At 59.3% G+C, this 23148-nt stretch carries 18 protein-coding genes; 13 read left to right on the top strand and 5 right to left on the bottom strand.

Features of this window, described 5'->3' with window-relative positions:
- Positions 1-5: 5 nt before the first annotated feature.
- Both mexE and KGA97_RS00580 read right to left on the bottom strand, forming a co-directional pair.
- Positions 6-1259: a multidrug efflux RND transporter periplasmic adaptor subunit MexE gene (gene mexE, locus KGA97_RS00585; RefSeq protein WP_008026285.1), complete on the bottom strand. Its 1254-nt coding sequence runs from the start codon at positions 1257-1259 to the stop codon at positions 6-8.
- Positions 1260-1570: 311 nt separating this feature from the next.
- Positions 1571-2488, bottom strand: coding sequence for a LysR family transcriptional regulator (locus tag KGA97_RS00580; RefSeq protein WP_008026287.1), 918 nt, complete (start codon positions 2486-2488; stop codon positions 1571-1573).
- Between the two features lie 269 nt (positions 2489-2757).
- Between KGA97_RS00580 and KGA97_RS00575 the strand changes: the two genes are divergently transcribed.
- From KGA97_RS00575 to pgm, 4 genes are all read left to right on the top strand, one after another.
- Positions 2758-3780: a zinc-dependent alcohol dehydrogenase family protein gene (locus KGA97_RS00575; RefSeq protein ID WP_008044290.1), complete on the top strand. Its 1023-nt coding sequence runs from the start codon at positions 2758-2760 to the stop codon at positions 3778-3780.
- A 563-nt stretch (positions 3781-4343) separates the two neighbouring features.
- The gene (locus KGA97_RS00570) at positions 4344-5834 is read left to right on the top strand and encodes a hypothetical protein (RefSeq protein ID WP_223480031.1); all 1491 of its coding nucleotides are present in this window, start codon (positions 4344-4346) and stop codon (positions 5832-5834) included.
- Entirely contained in the window at positions 5831-7231 is a 1401-nt protein-coding gene (locus KGA97_RS00565; RefSeq protein ID WP_223480030.1) for a PLP-dependent aminotransferase family protein, read from the top strand. Before KGA97_RS00570 ends, KGA97_RS00565 begins: the two co-directional genes overlap by 4 nt.
- 110 nt (positions 7232-7341) lie before the next feature.
- Positions 7342-8988, top strand: a complete 1647-nt coding sequence (gene pgm / locus KGA97_RS00560; protein WP_223434329.1) for a phosphoglucomutase (alpha-D-glucose-1,6-bisphosphate-dependent) — start codon at positions 7342-7344, stop codon at positions 8986-8988.
- 174 nt (positions 8989-9162) lie between these two features.
- Here the strand turns inward: pgm and KGA97_RS00555 are convergent, their stop codons facing one another.
- Positions 9163-9858, bottom strand: coding sequence for a pirin family protein (locus KGA97_RS00555; protein ID WP_008044296.1), 696 nt, complete (start codon positions 9856-9858; stop codon positions 9163-9165).
- Positions 9859-10096: 238 nt separating this feature from the next.
- On the opposite strand from KGA97_RS00555, the gene KGA97_RS00550 reads away from it, so the two are divergent.
- Positions 10097-12568, top strand: coding sequence for a UvrD-helicase domain-containing protein (locus KGA97_RS00550; RefSeq protein ID WP_223480029.1), 2472 nt, complete (start codon positions 10097-10099; stop codon positions 12566-12568).
- A gap of 64 nt (positions 12569-12632) precedes the next feature.
- On the opposite strand, the gene KGA97_RS00545 is transcribed toward KGA97_RS00550, so the two are convergent.
- Complete coding sequence (locus KGA97_RS00545; protein ID WP_192227150.1) at positions 12633-12905, bottom strand: DUF1652 domain-containing protein; 273 nt, start codon at positions 12903-12905, stop codon at positions 12633-12635.
- A gap of 262 nt (positions 12906-13167) precedes the next feature.
- On the opposite strand from KGA97_RS00545, the gene KGA97_RS00540 reads away from it, so the two are divergent.
- Genes KGA97_RS00540 through KGA97_RS00525 form a run of 4 tightly spaced genes read left to right on the top strand, consistent with a single transcriptional unit; the run spans position 13168 to position 16942 of the window.
- The gene (locus tag KGA97_RS00540; protein WP_008026304.1) at positions 13168-13983 is read left to right on the top strand and encodes a helix-turn-helix transcriptional regulator; all 816 of its coding nucleotides are present in this window, start codon (positions 13168-13170) and stop codon (positions 13981-13983) included.
- A 50-nt stretch (positions 13984-14033) separates the two neighbouring features.
- The gene (locus KGA97_RS00535; protein ID WP_223480028.1) at positions 14034-15440 is read left to right on the top strand and encodes an NAD(P)/FAD-dependent oxidoreductase; all 1407 of its coding nucleotides are present in this window, start codon (positions 14034-14036) and stop codon (positions 15438-15440) included.
- A 30-nt stretch (positions 15441-15470) separates the two neighbouring features.
- The gene (locus tag KGA97_RS00530) at positions 15471-15812 is read left to right on the top strand and encodes a cupin domain-containing protein (RefSeq protein ID WP_008026311.1); all 342 of its coding nucleotides are present in this window, start codon (positions 15471-15473) and stop codon (positions 15810-15812) included.
- A gap of 44 nt (positions 15813-15856) precedes the next feature.
- Entirely contained in the window at positions 15857-16942 is a 1086-nt protein-coding gene (locus tag KGA97_RS00525; RefSeq protein WP_008044305.1) for a polyamine ABC transporter substrate-binding protein, read from the top strand.
- A gap of 43 nt (positions 16943-16985) precedes the next feature.
- On the opposite strand, the gene KGA97_RS00520 is transcribed toward KGA97_RS00525, so the two are convergent.
- Complete coding sequence (locus KGA97_RS00520) at positions 16986-17642, bottom strand: hypothetical protein (protein ID WP_223480027.1); 657 nt, start codon at positions 17640-17642, stop codon at positions 16986-16988.
- A gap of 410 nt (positions 17643-18052) precedes the next feature.
- On the opposite strand from KGA97_RS00520, the gene KGA97_RS00515 reads away from it, so the two are divergent.
- From KGA97_RS00515 to KGA97_RS00500, 4 genes are all read left to right on the top strand, one after another.
- Positions 18053-19510, top strand: a complete 1458-nt coding sequence (locus tag KGA97_RS00515; RefSeq protein ID WP_223480026.1) for a serralysin family metalloprotease — start codon at positions 18053-18055, stop codon at positions 19508-19510.
- A 73-nt stretch (positions 19511-19583) separates the two neighbouring features.
- Positions 19584-19970, top strand: coding sequence for an AprI/Inh family metalloprotease inhibitor (locus KGA97_RS00510; protein ID WP_207284344.1), 387 nt, complete (start codon positions 19584-19586; stop codon positions 19968-19970).
- An 80-nt stretch (positions 19971-20050) separates the two neighbouring features.
- The gene (locus KGA97_RS00505) at positions 20051-21817 is read left to right on the top strand and encodes a type I secretion system permease/ATPase (protein ID WP_223480025.1); all 1767 of its coding nucleotides are present in this window, start codon (positions 20051-20053) and stop codon (positions 21815-21817) included.
- Positions 21814-23148 (top strand): HlyD family type I secretion periplasmic adaptor subunit, encoded by a 1335-nt coding sequence (locus tag KGA97_RS00500; protein WP_223480024.1) that lies wholly within the window; start codon positions 21814-21816, stop codon positions 23146-23148. Before KGA97_RS00505 ends, KGA97_RS00500 begins: the two co-directional genes overlap by 4 nt.

Here is a 23148-nt window from a genome sequence, read left to right as displayed (position 1 = left end):
ATCCCTTAACCGCGTGGGGTTGCAGCAGCCAGTTTCACAACCGAACCCGGCGCGACCTTGGCAGGTGCGACTTGGGGCAGGTTGCTGGCTTCCAGCGCTTGTCGTTGTTGTGCGAGTGCCGCGAGGGTTTGTTCGCTGGCCATCGGGATCACTTCAGGGGTGACTGGCGAACCGGGACGTACCCGTTGCAGGCCCTTGACGATGATCGTGTCGTCCTTGTTCAGACCGTTGCGCACGATGCGCAGCCCTTCGATTTTCGGACCCAGCTCGACCGCGCGGTAGGCGGTTTTGTTGTCCGCATCCATCACCAGCACGAACTTTTTACCGAGGTCGGTACCGACCGCTTCATCGTTGATCAACACGGCGGAGTAGGTGCCGCTGCCGACCAGTTTCAGACGCGCATAAAGGCCCGGGGTGTAAGCGCCGTCGCTGTTGTCGAACACGGCGCGGCCACGGATGGTGCCGGTTTTCGGGTTGACCTGGTTGTCGACGAAGTTCATCACGCCCTGGTGCGGGTTGCCGTCTTCGTTGGACAGGCCGAGGTAAACCGGAGTGGTTGCACCACGTTTGCCCTGGCGAGCGAGTTGGGTGTATTTGAGGAACACACGCTCGTCAGCGTCGAAGTAGGCGTAGACCTTGTCGGTGGACACGACGCTGGTCAGCGCGGTGGTATCGGCGGTCACCAGGTTGCCGGCGGTGATTTCGGCACGGCTGACACGGCCGCTGATCGGTGCGGTGACGCGGGTGAAACTCAGGTTCAGTTTCGCCAGGTCCAGTTGTGCCTGAAGGGCACCGACTGCAGCGCGGGCTTCTTGTGCAGCACTCGTGCGCGAATCGGCCAGCTCGGCGGAAATCGCATTGCTGGTACGCAGACGCTCACCGCGCTGGGCTTCGTTTTCGCTGCGGGTCGCATTGGCGCGCGACTGAGCGACCAGCGCTTCGAGACGGCGGACCTCGGCCTGGAAGGGACGCGGGTCGATCTGGAACAGCAAGTCGCCTTTCTTGACCAGCGCGCCTTCAGTGAAAGCAACGTCATCGATCTGACCGGAGACCCGTGGACGAATCTCTACCGTTTCCGGCGCTTCAAGGCGCCCGGTGAATTCGTCCCACTCATTGACCGGTTGTTCCAGCACCTTGGCGACGCTGACTTTCGCCGCAGGCATGGTCGCGGCAGACTCCGGAGCCTTGCCGCAAGCGCTCATCACCACTACGGCCAGCAGGGCCAACGGGAAGCGCAAATGTTTGAGTGACTGTTCCATGGATGCATCCGCCAATGTATTGAGATGGGCGGATGATGCTCGGCGGGTTGGTGTCGCACGAATCGAATGAAGCGAAGGTAACTATCATTCGGAATGATATAAGCGCGGTGCGAGCCCTCTAGCATGCACCTCGGGTTGGAACGCGATCAATGTGTTTGACGGCAATTCTGTGTTGCGGGGAATGCAAGGAATCGGCGTGAGACCGAGTCGCTCCCTTCGCGGGCAAGCCTCGCTCCTACAGGAATACGCAACTGCCTGTAGGAGCGAGGCTTGCCCGCGAAGAGGCCATCAGCGCCAACAGAAGATCAGGATCAGGCCAAACTATCCGGATCCCCAAAGAACATCTGAATCCGCGACCTCAACCAACGCTCACCCGGGTCATTGTCCTGCGACCCACGCCACGCCATGTGCAATTCAAAGCTGCGCACCGGCAACGGCGGATCTTCCGCCCGCACACCGCCTGCTGCCGTCAATGCGTCAGCCGTGTAATCCGGCACCGTCGCGACGATATCCGTCCCGCTGAGGAGCGTGCTGAGTCCGTTGAACTGCGGCACCGCGAGTACCACGTGACGTTTGCGCCCGAGTTTTTCCAGTTCTTCATCTATAAAGCCGCTCAAGTCACCGGCGAACGACACCAGCGCATGGGGGCGGGCGCAGAAATCATCCAGGCTCAACGGGCCCGGCACTGTATCGGCACGCAACAGTTTGGGCATGCTGCGGCGCAGCACTTTACGCTTGGCGTTGGCCGGCAGGTCGGCGGTGTAGCTGACGCCGATTGAAATCTCGCCCGAGGCCAGCAGGCTTGGCATCAGGATGTAGTTGGCCCGCCGCACCACCAGCACAATCCCGGGCGATTCGGCGCGCAGGCGTTTGAGCAGCATCGGCAACAAAGCGAACTCGACATCGTCCGACAGGCCGATGCGGAACACCGCCGTACTGGTCGCCGGGTCGAACTCTGCTGCGCGGCTGACAGCCGTGGAAATCGAATCCAGGGCCGGGGAGAGCAGGGCGAAGATCTCCACCGCCCGCGCGGACGGTTCCATGCTGCGCCCGGTTCGCACGAACAATGGATCATCGAACAGCCCGCGCAGGCGCGAGAGCGCAGCACTGATCGCCGGCTGGCCGAGGAACAATTTCTCCGCAGCGCGGGTCACACTGCGTTCGTGCATCAGTGTTTCGAAAACGATCAACAGGTTCAGGTCGACACGACGCAGGTCATTACGATTCATCTGGAGTCCTGGCAGAGTCATCAAGCTTGACGGGAGCAGCCATATGAGAACAATGGCCGGCATGAATATTACGGGGAAAGGCTGCTACTCTGCACCGAGTAATTCAGTTTTCCTACAAAGGCTGCTTCGGTTTCTTACGACATTTGAAGATGTCGCCGGCGCTGCGGAATCAATGACAGGCATGTCGACTATTAATAGCCACTGATAGTCTTGGGTAGAAAGCCCAGATAGAGTTCAGGGCATTAGAGGTTTCTTTGACGAGGTTTGCGATGTCCCGCACGATCCGTTTTCACAAGTTTGGTCCAGCCGAGGTGCTCAAATGCGAAGAGCATGCGGCCGCTCTCCCTGCACCGGGCGAAGTGCAGGTGCGCGTCGAGGCGATTGGCATCAGCTGGTACGACATACTCTGGCGCCAGAACCTGGCGTCCTCCCATGCTCGCTTGCCTTCAGGCCTTGGCCATGAAATGTCCGGCGTCGTGACGGCGGTTGGCGATGGCGTCGATGATCTGGCGGTTGGCGACAAGGTCGCCAGTTTCCCGGCTGAAAGTCCGAACGACTATCCCGTCTATGGCGAGCAAATCGTTCTGCCGCGCTCGGCACTGACCCGTTATCCGGACGTGCTGAGCCCGATTGAAGCGGCGGTGCATTACACGCCGCTGTTGATTGCTTACTTTGGTTATGCCGATCTGGCACGGGTCAAGCCTGGGCAATTTGCCCTGGTGACTGACGCGAGCCACTGCGCCGGGCCTTCATTCGTCCAATTGGGTAAAGCCTTGGGTGTACGGGTGATTGCCGCCACGAAAACGGCCGAAGAGCGTGAATACCTGCTGTCGCTGGGTGCCGAGAAAGTCATCGTCACCGAGGAAGAAGATCTGCTCATGCGGATCAACAAGATCACCGATAACCGCGGTGTCGATGTGGTGTTCGATGGCCTGGGCGGCCCGCAGATGTCGCTGCTCGGCGATGTGCTCGCGCCTCGCGGCAGCCTGGTGCTGTATGGCCTGCAAGGTGGTAACCAGACGCCATTCCCGGCCTGCGCAGCGTTCCAGAAGAATATTCAGTTCTTTGTACACTGCATCGGCAATTTCACCGGCAAGCCGGAGTTGGGCATCATTCAGGACCAGGTTGCACTGCAACGGGCCTTGCGCGACATCAACCAGATGACCGCCGATCGCGTGCTGCTGCCGCTCAAGACTCGGGTCTTCCCGTTTTCCGAGTTTGTCGAAGCACACCGCTACATGGACGAATGCCCATGCCGCGAGCGGGTCGCCCTTCAGGTCGAACCTGCGTAACAGCCCCTGAAAAAGTCCGTGCCTGCACGGACTTTTTTTTTGCCCCTCGCAAAACATTGAGACGTCTCATCGATCTGTCGATGGGTCAGTTCAGCAACTGAACTGGTTTTTGCTCTCGATCTGTATCTTCTAATCAGCATCTAAGCCTTGATAATTGAATGATTACTTTCATCTCAAGGAATGAGTCATGTCTGGGTGTCAGGCTGATACTTTTCAATGCACATTGTTAATAGATATCCGACCAACAGTAATTCTTTGCGCAGCTTTCAAAAAGACATGTGCGGCTTCTATCTTTATTTCTTGTGCTACCTATCTGTGGGACGTTGTCGGACATTTCCTAGGATGTTCTGTTAAGTCGCCAGATGCCGGTGGTACGGGGCTTTTGCGCCATCCGGCTTCGGCGCATGCAGCGTCGGCGATCAACTATTTCAAATAATTACCAAAAGTATAAGTGCTAGCCTTTGACAATAATGTCCAGCACTTCATCCGTGTCAGACAATCCGCTGTGCAGTGCATATCGCTGTTTATGCAGTACTGAACTTACGAGCATCAGGTAAATAAAGATGACCCATATCCATGATCAGGCGATGAACTATGTCTATCAGCAAATGCTGCAACGCTTGCTGAGTTTTTTCTCTCGGGCCGAACGCACGGCATTACAACTGATGATCCAGCGTCTGGTGGTGGCCGCGGGAGGCATGGAGCGCATTGGCGATTACAAGGTGCTGGCGATCCAGTCCGGCTCGCGGGACAGTTGCTATACCCTGGCGCTGCTGCGCGCCGCACAACTGAGCATTGCCGGCCGGGCGCCTGCCACGTTCCAGTTGCGCGTGGCCTCCCTGCGAATGAACGGTGCCAGCTCGATGGCCCAGGAAAACATCCATCGCAGCTACAGTTCGTTGTTTCTCTACGACGATCCGCGGGTCGAAGTGCTGATGGTGGATAACCGCGAAGTGTTGCCGTTCAGCCACCCGGCACCGATCTCCGACGCCGGTCGAGAAGCCAATCGGCTAAATGTGCTGATGGTGGGCCACCGTCGAACCTGGAACGGGCCAATCGATCTGTGGGACGACGGCTATCTGGCGACCGGCGAGTTCTATGGGCAGATCGCGCGTTGGGACGGTGGCGTCGATGCCTTGGTCAGCAGTGACACGTCACGTCAGCAAAAGCAGTTTCTCGAAGGCTTGAAGCGGGCGGCGGCCAAGGCCGGGCTCAAGACCTCAAGTCCGGTTGAAACAGGCTTCGATGAACTGTTCGCCTTGCTCGATGAGATCGGCAGTGACTGCTATAGCGCGTTTTATGCCGAACAGGGGCAGGCGGCATGGCGGCCGGCCCAGCGCTTCGAGGCCTGTCGCCGTACCACGTTCATCGACATTCAAGACATGCTGGTCAGCAACCTCGAAGAGCGCTGGCCGCTGCTCACCGAGTTTCTCGGTTTTCAACCTGACGAACTGGCGGCTCAGATCAGCGACAACGAATTCGTCAGCCTTTCGATATCCGCACACGTGCGGGGGCTGCAAGCGTGCTTTGTGCACGGTCGCAGCTATGAGGCGGGTGTCGCCGAATACTTGCAACGGGCATTAGTGATGATGCGCCGCAAGCGACTCCCGGAGCGTTTGTGCGAGCAGGCAGTGGCGGTCTTCGGTAATCCGGCGAGGCTGTCCGAACAGCGTGGGCTGGCCGCGGCCGAGGCGCAAAAAAACCTCGGTTTGACCGAGGCTCAGCTGGTGTGCCTGCTCTTCGCACCCTTTGTCGAAAACGGTGCTGTCCTTGAGCGCTTTCTGCGTCAGTGTCATCCCGGAATGCTGGTGGCGATGCCTGATTTGCACCGGGCAATGCAGGGCAATCCGGTGTCGGAGCAGATTCTGCAATGGATGGTCGACGTCAGCGGGCTGCCCGTCGGCCTGCTCGGCACACTTTACCGGATGGGGCCGGTGCCAGGGGCCGAGGGCAGGGTGGTTGACCCGAATGCTGATGGCGTGGACCTGCCATCGGAAGCCGCCGACTTTGGCGATGATGCCGCGGTGGCGGGTGAAGGGTCAGCGGGACATTGAAAGGACCACGCGAGACCGACTTTGCTTATCAGGCGGTGTACCGATACCTGACGCACCTGATCAATGAGCCGGTCAGCGACACGCGTGTGCGCCTGCCGTCGTTGCGTCAGTTGGCGGATCGTTTGAGCGTGTCGATTTCGACGATTCAGTACGCGTATTCGTTGCTGGAGAAAGAAGGGCGCGTGTATTCGGTCGCCAAATCCGGCTATTACGCGTTGCCGGTGTCCGCCATCAATGCGCCCGGCAATGGCAATGACTTGCTCGAAAGCGTTTATTTCAGTGCCAGGTGCCCAGGCATGCTGGTGTTGAGCGCTGATGAGCCGGCATTGTTGCAACCCCTTGACAGTCCGTTACTGCTGCTGGAACGGGAACTGCTGCGCCAGTATCCGCGCCAGCCGCAACCGCCTTCGCAGCCCTGCGGGGAACTGGAACTGCGTGCTGCCCTGGCAGCGCGCTACACCACAACGCCGGTACGCTGCTGGCATGCCGATGACGTTTACATTGGCGCCGACTTGCGCGGCGTCCTGGAAATACTGATCGCCGTGTTGAGCCTCAAAGACGCCGCGGTAGTCCTTGAGTCTCCGTGTGACTGGGCGATTCTGCGCTTGCTTCAGGCCGCCGATGTCCAGGTGATCGAGTTGCCGCTGCAAGCCGATGGCGGGCTAGACGTCGAACAGCTCAAGAAGCTGCTGGAGACCCACCCGGTGCGGTTGGTCGTGCTGTCATCCGCTTTGAACATGCCGCAAGGCAGCCTTGCAGATGACGACAACCGACGAGCCATTGCGCAGCTCCTCGAACGGCATGGCAGCTGGGTGCTGGAAAACGATTGCTACGGCGAACTCGAATTTGAACCGGGCGGCTTGCGGTTTCGTGACCTGCTCGACCCAGACCGGCTGATCGTGTTTTCCACGTTCGAGAAAATCATCGGCCCGGAAGCGCCCTACGGCTTTCTATTGTCACGGCATTTCAGCGCCGAATTGCAGCGGCACTTTTTACTGCGTGCCTTTCGCCTGTCGCCGATTCGCCAGAAAGCCATCGCCCGTTTGTACGGTAACGGACGGATCGACCAGCACCTGCATGTGCTGCGCAGGTTGCTCAAGGACCGCAAGGTGCAGATGACGCAGTTGTTGCAGGAGCGCCTGGGCGATGCCTTGCATTTTGTCGAGCCTCAGGGCGGTGCAACGATCTGGGTGCGCTCCCTGCGTCAGGTTGATGTGCGGCGGGTGTTTCAGCGCCTGCTCAAGCATCAGGTGGTGATTGCGCCGGGCGAGCTGTTCAGTTTGCAGGGCCTGCACACGCAGCACTTGCGCCTCAGTCATAGCTTTGGCGGTGATCATGATCTGGCCGCTGCACTGAGTCTGCTCGGCGATGCCTTGCGCCTGGAATCGGTAGACTGAGCATGTCCGCAAAACATCCTTTGCGTCCGTGGATCGATCCCATCGCGTTGCGGTCAAACTGCCAGTAAACTGCGTCCCTATTCCTGAACCACTCTATTCAGAGGTTTTGCATGACACTCAGTCCTTTTGCGGGCAAACCGGCACCGGCAGAGTTGTTGGTCGACATCCCGCGACTGGTAACGGCTTATTACACCGGCCAGCCCGATGCCGCGATCTCCACCCAGCGTGTCGCTTTCGGCACGTCCGGGCACCGAGGTAGCTCGTTCGACTTGAGTTTCAACGAATGGCACGTTCTGGCGATCAGCCAGGCGATCTGCCTGTACCGCGAAGCCCAGGGCATCGATGGTCCGCTGTTCGTCGGCATCGACACCCACGCGCTGTCGACCCCGGCGGGCGCCAGCGCCCTCGAAGTGCTGGCCGCCAACGGCGTGACGGTGATGATTGCCGAGGGTGACGAGTACACCCCGACACCAGCGATTTCCCACGCGATTCTCTGTTACAACCGTGGCCGCACCTCGGGCCTGGCAGACGGCATCGTCATCACGCCGTCCCATAACCCGCCGCAAAGCGGGGGCTATAAATACAACCCCACCAACGGTGGCCCGGCCGATACCCACATCACCAAGTGGATCGAAGCCAAGGCCAACGAGCTGCTGGGCAACAAGCTCGCCGGCGTCAAGCGCATCAGCTACGAGCAGGCGCTGAAGGCCAGCACCACGCACCGTCACGATTACCTCAATACCTATGTCGCCGACCTGATCAACGTGATCGACTTTGACGCCATTCGCGACGCCAAACTGCGTCTGGGTGTCGATCCGCTGGGCGGAGCAGGGGTGCGTTACTGGTCGGCGATTGCCGAGCATTACAAGCTGGATCTGGACGTGGTGAACACGCAGGTCGATCCGACCTTCCGCTTCATGACGGTCGACTGGGATGGCCAGATTCGTATGGACCCTTCGTCCAGCCACGCCATGCAAGGCCTGATCGGCCTGAAAGAGCGTTTTGACGTCGCGTTCGCCTGCGACCCGGATCACGATCGCCATGGCATCGTGACGCCGTCCGGTGGTTTGCTCGCGCCGAACAGCTATCTGGCAGTGTCCATCGACTACCTGTTCCAGAACCGCCCGCAATGGCGCGCCGATGCAGCCGTGGGTAAAACCGTGGTCAGCAGTGGCTTGATCGATCGCGTGGCCAAGCGTTTGGGCCGTCGTTTGTACGAAGTGCCGGTCGGTTTCAAATGGTTTGCGGACGGTCTGTTCGACGGCTCGCTGGGTTTTGGCGGCGAAGAAAGTGCCGGCGCCTCGTTCCTGCGCAAGGACGGTGGTGTGTGGAGCACAGACAAGGACGGCTTGATCCCGGCGCTGCTGGCCGCGGAAATGACCGCCCGCACCGGTCGCGACCCGAGCCAGGCGTATCGCGCGTTGACCGATGAACTGGGCGAACCGTTCTCGGTGCGGGTCGATGCCAAGGCCAATCCGCAACAGAAAGCCTTGCTGAGCAAGCTGTCACCGGAGCAGGTCACCTCGACCCAGCTTGCGGGCGAAGCGATCCAGAACATCCTCAGTCATGCGCCGGGTAATGACCAGGCGATCGGCGGTTTGAAAGTCATGACCGAAAACGGCTGGTTCGCGGCGCGTCCGTCGGGTACCGAAGACATCTACAAGATCTACGCCGAGAGTTTCGTCAGTGACGAACACCTCAAGCAGTTGGTTGCCGAAGCTCAAACATTGGTGGATGGCGCTATTTCTGCGAAATAAGTGAGGGCCCCTTCGCGGGCAAGCCTCGCTCCTACAAAAACGATGTCGTACGGTTCAATGTGGTCGGCGTAAACCTGTAGGAGCGAGGCTTGCCCGCGAAGGCGTCAGTAAAGCCATCGGCAAAAAAAGGGCGACTATGACAGTCGCCCCTTTTTTTGCCCGGCATTTACCCAATCAAGCCAGGTCCACCAAAACAATCTCACTGTCTTCAATGGCCGTCACGCGCAACACCTGCTCATCAGCCACCGCAACACCATCTCGAGCTTGTGCTCGCAAGCCATTGACTTCAATCACGCCCGTCGCCGGAACCAGGTAAGCACGGCGGCCATTGTCCAGACGATACTCCGCAGACTCGCCAGCCTTCAGGTTCGCCGCAACCAGGCGTGCATCCGCACGGATCCGCAGGCTTTGATCGTCGCCGGCCTTGCCGCTGGCCAGGGTCACGAAGCCTTCGCGCTGGCCTTTAGGGAACGGTTTCGCACCCCAGGACGGTGCCAGGCCTGTTTCGTTCGGGATGATCCAGATCTGGAAGATCCTGGTTTCAGTCGCTTCCAGGTTGTACTCACTGTGAGCGATCCCGGTGCCGGCGCTCATGACCTGCACGTCACCTGCTTCGGTGCGGCCCTTGTTGCCGAGGTTGTCCTCGTGGGTAATCGCACCTTCACGGACATATGTGATGATTTCCATGTCTCGGTGCGGGTGTTTCGGGAAACCGGTACCCGAGGCGATCACGTCGTCGTTCCACACCCGAAGGTTGCCCCAGTTCATGCGTTTAGGGTCGTAGTATTCGGCGAACGAAAAGTGGTGATGAGCATCCAGCCAGCCATGGTGGGCGCCGCCCAGGGAGTTGAAGGGTCTGAGTTCGAGCATGATCGTCTCCTGAAAGGGGTGGTGAATGGCGAGCATCATCTATCAGGCACTGATCGATAAAAAGCGTAAAAAATGCCTCAATACAATCGAATAAATTGATATCAAATCACCTCGAAACATTCTCATCCAGCCTTCACTTCATCGCATAAGCCAATGACCTGTAAGCATTTCACTAGAACTGAGCGGCAAATGCAGACACCATAGCCCTCAACAGCCTCACACCCTGGAGTCAGCCCGCGTGCCGCAACACACCCCCGATCTTCCTCCTGAACTTCGTCCCCTGGCCGAGATGCCGCTGCTCAAGCGCCTGGCCGCCCGATTCTTTGGCCATGGGCTGACGCGTCTGCGTGCACAACATCGGGCGTCATGGCTGCATGGCCAGGCCGACGGTTTTCGCAGCGGTCACAGCGCCGGGGTGGATTACGGCTATAAGGAAGGCAGGCTCGAAGGGTTGGAGGAAGGTCGGCAGGTGTTGCTGATTCGTGACTCGCGCTCCACCGAGCACCGGCCCCCCAACGTCGATGACAACCTGTTCGACGACTGGCGCCTGCCATTGAGCGCCGAGCTGAAGAAGCGCATGAAGGCCGATGTCGCTCGTTTGCTCGCGCCGCACGCTCAACCCAGCGCCGCGCAGTGGAAAATGATCTTCAGCGATACGCCATCGACGTCGGTCATTGCCGGCGCGGGGGCGGGCAAGTCGACCACCCTGGTACTGCGTATTTTGCTGCTGACCCACTATCTGGGCTTTGAGCTGAGCTCAATGACCGTCGTGACCTTTACACGGGAGTCGCGCAAGGACTTCATCAACAAACTGATCGAGATGTTTGCGCTCTGGGGGCGGCCGCTCGGTTTCAAGGAGGCGCGGGACCTGGTGCGCACCTTCCATTCGCGAATCCTGCCCATGGTTCGCAGCCTGCCGGGCTTCGAGCGGCTGCAAGCGTTCGAAAACCTCAGCAACCGTGTGCAAGGTGCTGATGAGGAGGCCGATAGCAATCCTTTCGACTTACGCATCAACGACGCCCAGCGTCAGCAGCTCAACGCCTGCTATCACAACCTGCACACGCGTGATGAGCGCTTTCGCGAACTGATCAAGCCGTTGTCGCGCCATGCCTTGCAGCTCAAGGAGCTGGAGCGCGATCACCCGGACGTGCAAAAACGCATGGCCGTGACCGAACTGGCCGCCAAGCGTGATGAAGAACTGTGCGACTTGATTGAAGATTTGTGGTTTCGCGCGGGTGCCTGGCCCATCAAAGGCATCGAGCCCAATCGCCAGTCGTTTGATATCAATGGCTCGACCTTTCATTGTCATGGCTATATCCCGAGCCTGGACGCGTGGGTCGTGCTGGGTTTCGATCCTCGGGAAAACCCGCAGGTCAGCCGCCCGAATGCCAAGCTCAGCGTCCGTGCGGAATGGGCGGTAAAGCGAACCCTGTTTCAAGCTTTCTGTCGTAAGCCTTTGATATGGCTAGATAGTTATGAAACTTCAAAGCGTGTTTTGGCCTCCCTTGCGGGCGATGCCAGCGCCGGGCCGGGGTTTGATTACAAGGTCAAGGGCGAGCTCGGTTCCGCGCCGTTGCTGGACTGTTTTGTCGCGGCGGCCGGGTTCATCGAAAACCTTGGCCTGGATGTCCCGAATGCCGTGGGCCAGATGAGCTTCGCCAAGGACGACCCGGACCGGTTTTTCTTCGAAGCCTTGAGCCTGTTCTGGCGAGCCCTGGAAGATCATCTGCTGGATCAGAAGCCCCCGGTGATGACCTACAACCGCATGTTTGCCTTGTTCAGCGAGCATTCCCCGGAAAACCAGAAGCTGTTGAGCGATGAACTGCTGCGGCCGCTGTCGCACCTGATGATCGACGAGTTTCAGGACGTATCGCCGCAGATTGTTTCCTGGATTCGCGCCAGCCTCGCCGAGATTCGCAGTCGCGGCCCGGCCATGCACGTGGGGCGCGGCGCTCAGCGTTCGTCGCTGCTGTGCGTGGGCGATGACTGGCAGTCCATTTATGGATGGCGCGGCAGTTCGCCGACGTATTTCATGGACTTCAACAAGGAGTTCCCGTCGCCGAGCACGACCAAGGTCATGCTCAGCGACAACTATCGCAGCCATCAACACATCATTGATGCCGCCGAACACATCGTACGCGCCGCACCGGCCATCGCCGGCAAGAAGGCCAAGGCCAGTGGCGAGTCGAAAGCGCTGCTGCCAGTCAACGTGCTTGATCGGGATGATCAAGGCTTGGCCAAGCGGTTGATGGAGCACTACAGGCAGGGCGATACAATCTTGATGCTTTATCGAAAAAGCAGCGATAAGTCATTGATAGAAGAGCATATTCAGCCTGTAGTTAATGTTGATTCTAGCTTGCCGTACGAGTCGCGACGACTGAAGCAGTTGACCTATCACAGCGCCAAGGGTCTTCAGGCCGACGCCGTGTTTCTGCTGGGAGACTGCCAGCACCTGACCAGTTCGCCCTACAAGAATCAGGTCTACCGCATGGCGGGTCTGGGCAAGGCTGGCGACAACGAAGCTTACGATAACGCGCAAAAAGACGAGATTCTGCGACTGGCCTATGTCGGCATCACCCGGGCGGTCAGCCATTGCTACTGGTATGTCGATGGCCAGGACACCCAGGCGGCGAACATGCCCAAGGCCTCCGACCGGATCGGCAAGGGCAAGGCGTTTTTTGCCGATCACCGGAGCAAGACATCGGCGTAAACCCGTACTCACAAAAAAGCCCACAAGATGTGGGCTTTTTTTTATGGCAGCTGCGCTTCAACCTTCAGGCATAACTCTTGAGGGCCACCGGAGGAATGAAAGACTCAAGCTCATCCTCCACCGCTTCAATGATTCGTTCTACGTCCGCTGCGTTCATGACAGTGGCGCATGGAATGCCGGCAATGGCGATCATGGTCTCGCCCGTGGCACGGTCAAAAAGACGGGCAATCATGCTGCCCGGTGCGTCCATGCTCGCCTCAAAACCCATGGGATGAAAATGCCAGCGCATCAGCTGGCAGGCGTTTGGAAAGGTGACTTTACTGAACCCTTTATTCATATGTTGCCCGCCTGATTCATCGAGCGCTTCCGTTAGCTCATGTTAGGAGGGAAGAGCCTTCATTGGCTCAACCGTTGACTGTCTTTAAAAGTAGCATCCGCATGTGAAAATAATGTGGATTTTTCAGGCCGATTGGCAATTGGTTGCTTTTTTTTGATTCGGCTCCCAGCGCTGTGACCTTTCAGCAAAAGGCCGGTACTGCTTGCTCATTGAAGCCGGTGCGGAATTTCGGCAAGCTCGCCTTTTTCTCGTCGAGTCCTTTATGCATGCCGATGATGATGGTCCGCTGCAAACCCAGGCCACGAGCGAGACGGTCATGCGCTATCACCTGCGCTGGAAGCACCGCGACCTGGACGGTGTCATGGCGTTGTATCACCCGGACATCCAGTACAGCGACTTCTTCCAGAACCGCGTGATGGGGCTGGACGAGTTGCGCGAGTACGTGCGCAGCAGCATGCCGCGCGATCCGGATGAAGCGCTGGAGCACTCGGACCGCATCCGTCTGGACGGCAACACCGCGTTCATTCAGTACCGCATTACTCTGCGCGGTGGTGAAGGGTTGGTGTCATTTCGGGCCAGCGAGGCGATTACCGTCCGCGACGGTCTGATCTGGCGTGTCAACGAATACGCCTCGTTGGTGCATGAGCAGCCCGTCAGCAAAACCGCAAACAGTGCGCGCCCAGCCGTCAGTCGGCTCGGGTTGTCGCCGCGTCAGCTGAGTTTCATGGCGCAAGACCTGCAACAGTACTTCCAGCACCAGCAACCCTATCTGGACCCGGAGCTCGATTTGCAACGGGTGGCGAAGGCGTGCGGGTACAGCCGCAATCAGATGTCCTATCTGCTCAACCAGGTGCTGGGCCAGAGTTTCTACCGCTACGTTAACCAGGCGCGCTTGCAACATGTGCTCGCCGCGCTGGAGAACGCCGCGCCGCCACTGCGTATCGACGATCTGGCATTTGCCGCCGGCTTCAATTCGCTCTCGGCGTTCTACAGCTGTTTCCGCCAGCACACCGGTCTGTCGCCCAAGGCCTACGTCAAACAAATTTCTTTGCGTGCACGCGCGCAAGACAGCCTCTGAGCCCACGCACTAGGATCAACGCCATCGAAGTTTGAGTGGCGGAGTCTTGCATGCCGGCGTGGCGCACTATCAGTTTGTGGATGGATCAACTCGACGAGCCGTTGTTGGCGCGTCCGGCGCTGGAACACGATCTTGACGTCGATGTCGCCATCATCGGCGCGGGGTACACCGGGCTCTGGACCGCGTACTACCTCAAGCGCCTGGCGCCGGGCCTGAACATTGCCATCGTTGAAGCGCAGACCGCCGGTTTTGGCGCCTCCGGGCGTAATGGCGGCTGGTTGATGGGCAACCTCCTGGGGGAAGACCGTTTGCTCGCCGATTTACCGGCCGAGCGGCGGCGGGCGTCGTATGACCTGCTGCATAGCATTCCCGATGAAGTCGAAGTTGTCCTCGAACGTGAAGGCATCCACTGCGATTACCGTAAAGGCGGGGCGCTGTATTGCGCGGCGCGGTATCCGGAACAGGAAACCAGCCTGCGACAGTATCTGGACAAACTGTATGGCCAGGGCCTGACGGAAAGCCATTACCGCTGGCTCAGCCCCGAGCAGTTGGCGCAACAGATCAGAATTGCCAAGCCTTATGGCGGTATCTATGCACCGCACGTGGCGACCCTGCACCCGGCAAAGTTGGTGCGAGGTCTGGCCCGGACGGTCGAACGCATGGGCGTCAGGATTTACGAAAACAGTCCGGTCACCCACTGGCAATCGGGCAGCCTGCGCACGGCGAAGGCCATGGTGCGCAGCCGCTGGATCGTTCCGGCGGTAGAAGGGTACGCGACCACGCTGCCTCCGCTGGGGCGCTATCAGTTGCCGGTGCAAAGCTTGATCGTCGCCACCGAACCGCTGTCCGCCGCCACTTGGGACGAAATCGGCCTGAGCCACGGGCAGGCGTTCGGCGAAAGCAGTCGCCAGGTGACTTACGGTCAGCGTACGGCGGATAACCGCCTGGTGTTCGGCGCGCGGGGTGGCTATCAGTTTGCCGGCAAGCTGCGCCATGACTTCGACCTGACCGCCAGTGAAGTCGACTTGCGGCGTTACCTGTTCGGCGAACTTTTCCCGCAACTCAAGAACGTACGTATTACCCATGGCTGGGGCGGCAACCTCGGCATGTCGCGGCGGTTCAAGCCGCACATGCTGTGCGATCAAGCGAGCGGCATTGCGATTTCCGGCGGTTATGGCGGGGAGGGCGTTGGTGCCAGCAACCTGGGTGGACGGACCTTGGCCGACTTGATCCTGCAACGCGATACCGAGCTGGTTCGCCAGCCATGGGTCATTCCTCAGGGCGGTCTCGATGCACTGAAACCCTGGGAGCCGGAACCCTGCCGCTGGCTCGGCTACAACGCGATCATCCGCAGCTTCGTCCATGAAGACCAGACCCTGGCCAACCCGGCTACCGCGCCTTGGCGACGCAAACTGGCCAGCGGGGTCGCCGGGATCATGGAAGGTTTCATGCAGTAATCGACGCTTTCTCCATAGACAGGTACTCCCATGGGCATCACGCAGTTCAAGAACACCGCAACCCTGAAGCTGGACGAATCAAACCCGGTCGCCGTGCCGTTGGGAACTCCCGTGGCGGTGGCGTCCACCACCAGCGTCGAACGCGACGACGGTGTCGAAACCGGCGTCTGGGAATGCACCCCTGGCCGTTGGCGTCGGCAGATCGTGGCCCAGGAATTCTGTCATTTCATCCAGGGGCGCTGCACCTTCACTCCGGATGACGGTGAAACCCTCCATATAGAAGCCGGTGACGCACTGATGTTGCCAGCCAACAGCCTCGGTATCTGGGACATCCAGGAAACCGTACGCAAGACCTACGTTTTGATTTTTTGATCCTCTGATTGCCTGCCAACAAAAACTCACACAGGAATCCACTCATGATCCGAAAGACCCTGGCACTCGCTCCCCTGGCGCTCGTCGTGAGCCTCAGTCACGCCGCCGACACCGTGAAGATCTACAACTGGTCGGACTACATCGCCCCGGACACCACCAAAGACTTTCAGAAAGAAACCGGCATCGGCTTCAGCTATGACGTGTACGACAGCAACGAAACCCTCGACGGCAAGTTGATGACCGGCAAATCCGGTTACGACGTGGTGTTCCCGTCCAACCACTTCATGGCGCGGCAGATTGAGGGCGGGGCGCTGAAGAAGCTCGACAAGAGCCAGTTGCCGAACTGGAAGAACCTCAACCCGGTACTGCTCAAAGCCCTGCAAACCAACGACCCGGGCAACGAGCATGGCTTCCCGTACCTGTGGGGCAGCACCGGCATCGGCTACAACATTGCCAAGGTCAAAGCGGTGCTGGGCGATAACGCGCCCGTGGATTCCTGGGACCTGATCTTCAAACCCGAAAACATGGCAAAGCTGCAGAAGTGCGGCGTGGCTATCCTCGACAACGGGCCCGAGCTGCTGCCGGCCGCGCTGAACTACCTGGGGCTGCCGCATCACAGCAAGAACCCGGAAGACTACAAGAAGGCTGAAGCGCTGCTGATGAAAGTCCGGCCTTACGTCAGCTATTTCCACTCGTCCAAGTACACCAGCGACCTCGCCAACGGCGACATCTGCGTGGCGGTCGGTTTCTCCGGCGACATCCTGCAGGCCGAAAATCGCGCCAGGGAAGCCAAGAACGGCGTGGACATCGGCTATGCGATTCCCAAGGAAGGCGCCGCCATCTGGTTCGACATGGTCGCCATGCCCGCCGACGCCCCGGACGAGAAAGCCGGCTACGCCTTCATGGACTACCTGTTGCGCCCGGCCGTCATGGCCAGCATCAGCAACTACGTGCACTACGCCAATGGCAACGAACAGGCTGACAGCCTGATCGACCCGGCAATCAAGAACGACACCAAGGTTTATCCGAGCCCGGAAATGATGGGAAAACTGTTCGCGCTGGAAGCGATGCCGCTGAACATCGACCGGATACGGACACGGGTGTGGAACAAAATTCGCACGGGCAGCTGACAGGTTGCACCAACGCATCGGGACAGGACGTCCCGTTGCGCAATCAGCCGACCGGCTCGACCGTGCAACTCATTTGCCCTGAGCCGGGTATCTGGAACAAGGCATCGCTGCCGTTCTGCAAGAAGCTGTAGCTCCCCCGGTAATCCTTGCCGTTGAATTGGGTAGCGGAATCATTTGGCACCTGGATAAGGGTGGCAGAGGTATTCGCCCATTTCAGGTACACGACACGCGGCTCGACATTGAAGTAAGTGACGGCAATCAGCGCGTTGAGCCCGGTGCAACGAAAGGCTACCGGGCCGTCGGTGAGCCTGCTCGGATCCTTGGTTCGTGCAATCACCGAGCCCTGCCGAAGCTGATGCGCACGCTCGGCATAACTGCGGATCGTGCAGGCCTTGGGTTCCGCCTCGGCAGAGCAGCGATTGCGGGCGTCTACCCAGAACCGTTGTTCGATCTCGACTTTGTCAGGCCGCGGCACTGAATGATCGTCCGTGAGCGCGAGGCGATAAAGGCGCGTCAGTTCAATGTCCATCTGCTTCAGTTGTGGGGTGCGGCAGATCAGCTTCTCGATGGCAGCGCTGGCCCTGGCGCAGTCGAAGCTGGTTGCCAGGACCGTAGAAATCCCGGCATTCGCGCACAGGCTCGTTGCCGCACACGCACTGGCGGTAATGAGCCTGACCCACAAGGGCGTGACCCTTTTCATCTCGACTTCACCCGGATCATTTCATGAGGTCCGCGAAGAAAGTTAACCCGGTATTCAGTGTGGTCTCATTCTTCGAAAAGTCTAATTTTTACCCATGGAAGTGCGCGAATCAAAACGCCAATAGTCGGACGATTTTGATCCCGGCAACTTACTTTTATTTAATATTTAAATTGTAGATTGTCCGACAATAACGCTGGCTCATTATTTTAAATGCACTGACTTCTAATCGCGCCTATTGTTTTCGGGCATATTCTGAAGTGCGCAAACTTGACGCCAAAAAAGTAGTGGACGATTGATTTCAAATTGTGTCAGTTTTCTTTCGCCTTCATTGGGCGAGTGATAGGACGATCTCGCCAGAGATTGTTGCTATCTAAAAAAACTGTTCCATAGCAAAACAAGGAAGTGTGTTTATGTCGAAAGTAAAAGACAGCGCTATTGATTCCGCTGAACAGGCATTCCAGCCATTTCAAGCCTTGGCGGCTCCCAGTTCTGCGTTCAACCAGATCAATAGTTTCAGCCATCAGTATGACCGTGGCGGCAATCTGACGGTCAATGGCAAACCCTCGTTCTCCGTCGATCAGGCAGCCACCCAATTGCTGCGCGACGGAGCTGCCTACCACGACAAGGACGGCAGCGGCAAAATCGAACTGACCTACACGTTCCTGACCTCGGCCTCGTCGAGCACCATGAACAAGCACGGGATTACCGGGTTCAGTCAGTTCAGTGCCCAGCAGAAAGGCCAGACCGTGCTCGCCCTGCAATCCTGGGCCGACGTCGCCAATGTCACCTTCACGGAAAAGGCCACCGGCGGCGACGGTCACATGACCTTCGGCAACTACAGCGGCGGCCAGGACGGCGCAGCGGCATTCGCTTATTTGCCTGGCACGGGCGCAGGTTACGACGGGACTTCCTGGTACCTGATCAACAGCAGCTACACGCCCAACAAGACCCCGGACCTGAACAACTACGGCCGGCAAACCCTGACCCACGAAATCGGGCACACCCTTGGCCTGGCACACCCCGGCGACTACAACGCCGGTGAAGGCGCACCGACCTACAACGACGCGTCCTACGGGCAAGACACCCGCGGCTACAGCGTCATGAGTTACTGGAGTGAAAGCAACACCAGCCAGAACTTCAGCAAGGGCGGCGTCGAAGCTTATGCGTCGGGCCCGTTGATCGACGATATCGCGGCCATCCAGAAACTCTACGGCGCCAACACCACCACTCGCACCGGTGACACCACTTACGGCTTCAACTCCAACACCGGTCGCGATTTCCTGAGCGCGTCTTCGTCGGCGGACAAGGTCGTGTTTTCGGTGTGGGACGCGGGCGGCAAGGACACCCTGGATTTCTCCGGGTTTACCCAAAACCAGAAGATCAACCTCAATGAGACCTCGTTCTCCGACGTTGGCGGCCTGGTGGGTAACGTGTCCATCGCCAAGGGCGTCACCGTCGAAAACGCCATTGGCGGTTCGGGCAATGATTTGCTGATCGGTAACGGCGTCTCCAACGAGCTGAAGGGTGGTGCCGGCAACGACATCCTTTACGGCGCGGGCGGTGCGGACAAGTTGTGGGGCGGCACCGGTTCGGACACCTTCGTGTTCGCCGCCAGCAGCGACTCCAAACCGGGTGCAGTCGACCAGATCCTCGATTTTGTCAGCGGCCTCGACAAGATCGACCTGACCGGCATCACCAACGGTGCAGGCCTGCATTTCGTGAGCGCATTCACGGGTGCGGCGGGCGATGCCGTGCTGACGACCTCCGGTGGTAACAGCCTGCTGTCGGTGGACTTCTCCGGGCATGGTGTGGCGGACTTCCTGGTCAGCACCGTCGGCCAGGCGGCGTACTCGGACATCGTGGCCTGATTCAAGGCAGAAGGAGGGCGGCGCCGATGCGCCGCCCTTTGTCACTTGAGCCACGACCCTGAGTGAAACGCCTATGATTTGTAACGCTTTTACCTGCAAAACAAACGTGTGGCTGTTAGCCGCGCTCATGATGTTTTTTGGAGATGTAGCCATGGCAAGCAGCCTGAAGTTGGCAGACCCGTCGGAGCTGGCGGGAAAATGGCGGGTGACGCAGCAAGACAACCCGTCGATCGTTTGCCCCCTCGAATTCAAAGCCAACCAGACGTTGGGCGACGGCACAGAGTGCCTCGTCGAATGGCTGGAGGAGCAACCGGTCGGCTGGTTCCCTGAGCCCGACGGCATCGCGCTCACCGGCAAGGAAGGGTCGAAGATTGTGTTTTTCAGTCGTCAGCGCGACGGGCTGTATCGAGGCACTTCAAAGTCCGGGCTGATCATAATACTTGAGCACCCGCTTGATTAATCGAGATGCGCCAAGTTGTTATTAAAGTGTAAGTAACGACCTCGCCAGGCAGGCGCGGGATAACACCTCAGGAAGAGCCCATGAAGATGGCGAATAACCCGGTTTCCACGCCGTTAATAAGGGCGCTGGGTGATTACAAGAGCATTCTGATCAGCGTCGGTTGTTTTACGGCGCTAATCAACATTCTGATGTTAGTGCCTTCTATTTATATGCTCCAGGTCTATGACCGGGTGCTGTCATCGCAAAATGAAACCACGCTGGCCATGTTGTCGCTGATGGTCGTGGGGTTCTTTGCGTTTATCGGCTTGCTGGAGATTATTCGCAGTTTTATCGTCATTCGTATCGGCAGCCAACTGGAGCGCCGCTTCAACCTGCGGGTTTATCAGGCCGCTTTCGAGCGCAATTTGTTCAGGGGCGAAGGCAACGCCGGGCAGTCGCTGGGGGATTTGACTCACATTCGCCAGTTCGTGACCGGCCCGGCGCTGTTCGCCTTCTTCGATGCCCCCTGGTTCCCGGTGTACCTGCTCGTGATCTATCTGTTCAACGTCTGGCTCGGCGTGTTTGCCACGGCGGGCGCGGTAGTGCTGATCGGGCTGGCGTGCCTCAATGAGGCCATGACCAAAAAGCCTTTGGGAGAAGCGGCGGTTTTCTCCCAGAAGTCCAGCCAGATGGCCACCAGTCACCTGCATAACGCTGAAACCATTCAAGCCATGGGCATGCTCGGCGCCTTGCGTCATCGCTGGTTCCAGGTGCATTCGCGTTTCCTCGGCCAGCAGAACAAGGCCAGCGACACCGGCGCGGTCATCAGTTCCCTGAGCAAAACCTTGCGTCTGTGCCTGCAATCCCTCGTATTGGGTCTGGGCGCGCTACTGGTGATCAAGGGCGACATGACCGCCGGGATGATGATTGCCGGTTCGATCCTGATGGGCCGCGTCCTGAGCCCCATCGATCAATTGATCGCGGTCTGGAAACAGTGGAGCGGCGCCAAGCTCGCTTACCGCCGTCTCGATGCTTTGCTGCAAGCCTTCCCGCCGGGCGACGACGTCATGGCGCTGCCGGCACCGAAGGGCCACATCCGTTTCGAACAGGTCAGCGCCGGTCCTCCGGGGCAGCGTGGTGCGACGTTGCACCTGGTCAATTTCAGCCTGGATGCCGGCGAAGTGCTCGGCGTGTTGGGCGCATCCGGTTCCGGCAAATCGACCCTGGCCCGAGTGCTGGTCGGCGTCTGGCCGACCCTTGGTGGCACGGTGCGCCTCGACGGTGCCGATATTCATCGCTGGAATCGCGACGAGCTCGGTCCCTACATCGGTTATCTGCCGCAAGACATCGAACTGTTCAGCGGCAGCATCGCGCAAAACATCGCCCGGTTCCGTGAGGCCGATCCGCAAACCGTCGTCGCGGCCGCGCAACAGGCGGGTGTGCATGAACTGATCCTGCGCATGCCTCAGGGTTACGACACGCTGCTCGGCGAGGACGGCAGTGGCTTGTCCGGCGGTCAGAAACAGCGCGTGGCACTGGCGCGTGCCTTGTACGGCAAGCCGAGCCTGGTGGTGCTGGACGAACCGAACTCCAACCTCGACACCGTCGGCGAAGCGGCGCTGGCCAGTGCCATCGCGCACATGAAGGCCCAGGGCACCAGCGTGATCCTGGTGACTCACCGCTCTTCGGCGCTGGCCCAGGCCGACAAGTTGCTGGTGCTCAACGACGGTCGTTTGCAAGCGTTCGGCCCGAGCCAGGACGTGCTCAAGGCGCTTTCCGGCGCCCAGGAACAAAAGCCTGCGCAGGCACCGGGTGGGCTGAGCATGAGCCGGCACTATCAGCCTTCGACAAGGAGTTCGGGTGTATGAGCAACCTCAGCGAAGCCAACATGGAACACGACTACATCGCCGAACGCCCCGAGCGCGATGCGCGGTTTTTTGCGCGCATGGGCTGGATTCTGGCCATCGTCGGCGCCGGCAGTTTCTTCACTTGGGCCAGCCTGGCGCCGCTCGACCAAGGTATTCCGGTGCAAGGCACCGTGGTGGTCTCGGGCAAGCGCAAAGCGGTGCAATCGATGAGCAGCGGGGTGGTCAGCCGGATTCTGGTGCGCGAGGGGCAAGCGGTGAAGCTGGGTCAGCCGCTGTTTCAACTCGACCAGACGCAAGTCGCCGCCGACGTGCAATCCCTGCAAGCGCAATACCGCATGGCCTGGGCCAGCCTGGCACGCTGGCAAAGCGAAAGGGACAACCTCAAGCAGGTGGGTTTCCCCGCCGAACTGAGCAACGATCCCGACCCGCGTCTGGCGCTGGTACTGGAAGGCCAGCGCCAGTTGTTCAGCAGCCGCCGTGAAGCGTTTTCCCGCGAGCAGGCTGCCTTGCGCGCCAGCATCGAAGGCGCTGGCGCGCAACTGGCCGGGATGCGCCGCGCACGCTCGGACTTGACCGCCCAGGCCAGTTCCCTGCAACAGCAACTGAGCAATCTTCAGCCGCTGGCGGACAACGGCTACATCCCGCGCAATCGGCTGATGGAGTACCAGCGCCAACTGTCGCAGGTGCAACAACAATTGGCAGAAAACACCGGCGAAAGCGGCCGGGTGGAGCAGGGCATCCTCGAATCGCGGCTGAAACTGCAACAACACATCGAGGAGTACCAGAAAGAAGTCCGCACTCAGCTGGCCGACGCACAGCTCAAAAGCGTGACGCTGGAGGAGCAACTGACCTCCGCCGGTTTCGACTTGCAGCACAGCGAAATCATCGCCACCGCCGACGGCATCGCGGTCAACCTCGGGGTGCATACCGAAGGTGCGGTGGTGCGCCAGGGCGAAACCCTGCTGGAAATCGTTCCGCAGGGCACTCGCCTGGAAGTGGAAGGGCATCTGCCCATCAACCTGATCGACAAGGTCGGTACGCACTTGCCGGTGGACATTTTGTTCACCGCGTTCAACCAGAGCCGCACACCACGGGTTCCCGGCGAAGTCAGCCTGATTTCCGCCGACCAGATGGTCGATGAGAAAACCGGCGCTCCGTATTACGTACTGCGCAGCAGCGTCAGCGAACACGCCATGGAAAAACTCAACGGCCTGGTGATCAAGCCCGGCATGCCCGCGGAAATGTTCGTGCGCACTGGCGAGCGTTCGCTCCTCAACTATCTGTTCAAGCCGCTGCTCGACCGGGCAGGTTCCGCGTTGACCGAGGAATAA

The sequence above is a fragment of the Pseudomonas sp. BF-B-15 genome (assembly GCF_019946675.1).
GTDB classification, from domain to species: domain Bacteria; phylum Pseudomonadota; class Gammaproteobacteria; order Pseudomonadales; family Pseudomonadaceae; genus Aquipseudomonas; species Aquipseudomonas migulae.
Note: the sequence above shows the minus strand (reverse complement) of the source record. Positions and strands in the feature narration are given on the sequence as shown.